The 1,614-nt window shown below is 71.9% G+C and carries 1 pseudogene; it reads right to left on the bottom strand.

Annotation, left to right across the window (positions count from 1 at the left end):
• Positions 1 to 1,614, bottom strand: a pseudogene (locus U9977_RS13850) (WD40 repeat domain-containing protein); the annotation flags it as partial.

Genomic DNA, 1,614 nt, shown 5'->3' with positions numbered 1-1,614 from the left:
TTCTGGCTGGTGGTGGTGAGGATGGTGGCGTCGGCGAGGAGCGTCAGGTGTGTGCCGTTCAGCGGGGGCATGGCCGGGGCGCGGTCGCGGAGCCGTAGCGGCAGGGTGGGGTCGGTGGCGATCGCGTCGGGTCCAACGATGGTGAGCAGGGCGGTCAGTCGCCCGTCGATGCGGTTGGCGGCGGCGACGAGCCGGTCGATGTTCACCGGTGGTGGGCTGGGTGTGCCGGCCGGGCTGTGGAGAGCGGTGTGCAGCATGTCGCGCTGGCCAACCGGGCTGCTGCCCGCCGGTGGCAGATAGGCGGGGTTGGTGTGCAGGTCGGTGGCGAGGAGTGCGGCGAACCCGACACGGGCGGCCGGTGGCCAGGCCAGCTGGCGGAGACGGATGATCCCGGGGTGGGTGGCTAGTGCCCGGATCCGCGGGTCGTACAGCGTGCCGCCCGCATCGCCCAGCTGGCCTGTTCCACCCATCAAATGATCATGGCTGGGTGGGGTGCCGGGCCGGGCGGCTCTACCTGCTGTGATCGCAATCAGGTCGTGGATGGTCGACAGCGGCGGCCACAATTCACCCGCGCCCAGCAGGATCAGACCGGCCGCTTCCGTCTGCCACCGGGACGGGACCGGATCAGCCGTGACGGCCGCATCCGGCCGCGGTGGCGGCACTGTCACGTTCCAGATCCGCACCGTGGCGTCGCCGCTGCCTGAGGCGAGTAGTAGCCGGCCGTCGGGGCCGGTCGCCCACCCCACCGAGTAGACCCCGCTGGTGTGGCCGGTCAGGGTGTGCAGGGTGTGGCCGGTGGTCGGATCCCAGATCCGCACCGTGGCGTCGTAGCTGCCTGAGGCGAGTAGTAGCCGGCCGTCGGGGCCGGTCGCCCACCTCACCGACCAGACCGTGCTGGTGTGGCCGGTCAGGGTGTGCAGGGTGTGGCCGGTGGTCGGATCCCAGATCCGCACCGTCCGGTCGCCGCTGCCTGAGGCGAGTAGTAGCCGGCCGTCGGGGCCGGTCGCCCACCCCACCGACAAGACCGGGCCGGTGTGGCCGGTCAGGGTGTGCAGGGTGTGGCCGGTGTGCGGATCCCAGATCCGCACCGTGGCGTCGTTGCTGCCGGAGGCGAGTAGTAGCCGGCCGTCGGGGCCGGTCGCCCACCCCACCGACCCGACCGTGCTGGTGTGGCCGGTGAGGGTGTGCAGGGTGTGGCCGGTGGTCGGATCCCAGATTCGCACCGTGGCGTCGGTGCTGCTTGAGGCGAGTAGTAGCCGGCCGTCGGGGCCTGTCGCCCACCCCACCGAGTAGACCGTGCCGGTGTGGCCGGTGAGGGTGTGCAGGGTGTGGCCGGTGGTCGGATCCCAGATCCGCACCGTGGCGTCGTAGCTGCCTGAGGCGAGTAGTAGCCGGCCGTCGGGGCCTGTCGCCCACCTCACCGACCAGACCGTGCTGGTGTGGCCGGTCAGGGTGTGCAGGAGGTGGCCGGTGCGCGGATCCCAGATCCGCACCGTGGCGTCGTTGCTGCCGGAGGCGAGTAGCAGCCGGCCGTCGGGGCCGGCCGCCCACCCCACCGAGTTGATCTCTCCGGTGTGGCCGGTCAGGGTGGCCGGCGGTTCGGTGACGACGACG

Source organism: Protofrankia sp. Cas8 (genome assembly GCF_963555845.1).
In the GTDB taxonomy this organism is placed as follows: domain Bacteria; phylum Actinomycetota; class Actinomycetes; order Frankiales; family Frankiaceae; genus Protofrankia.
Note: the sequence above shows the minus strand (reverse complement) of the source record. Positions and strands in the feature narration are given on the sequence as shown.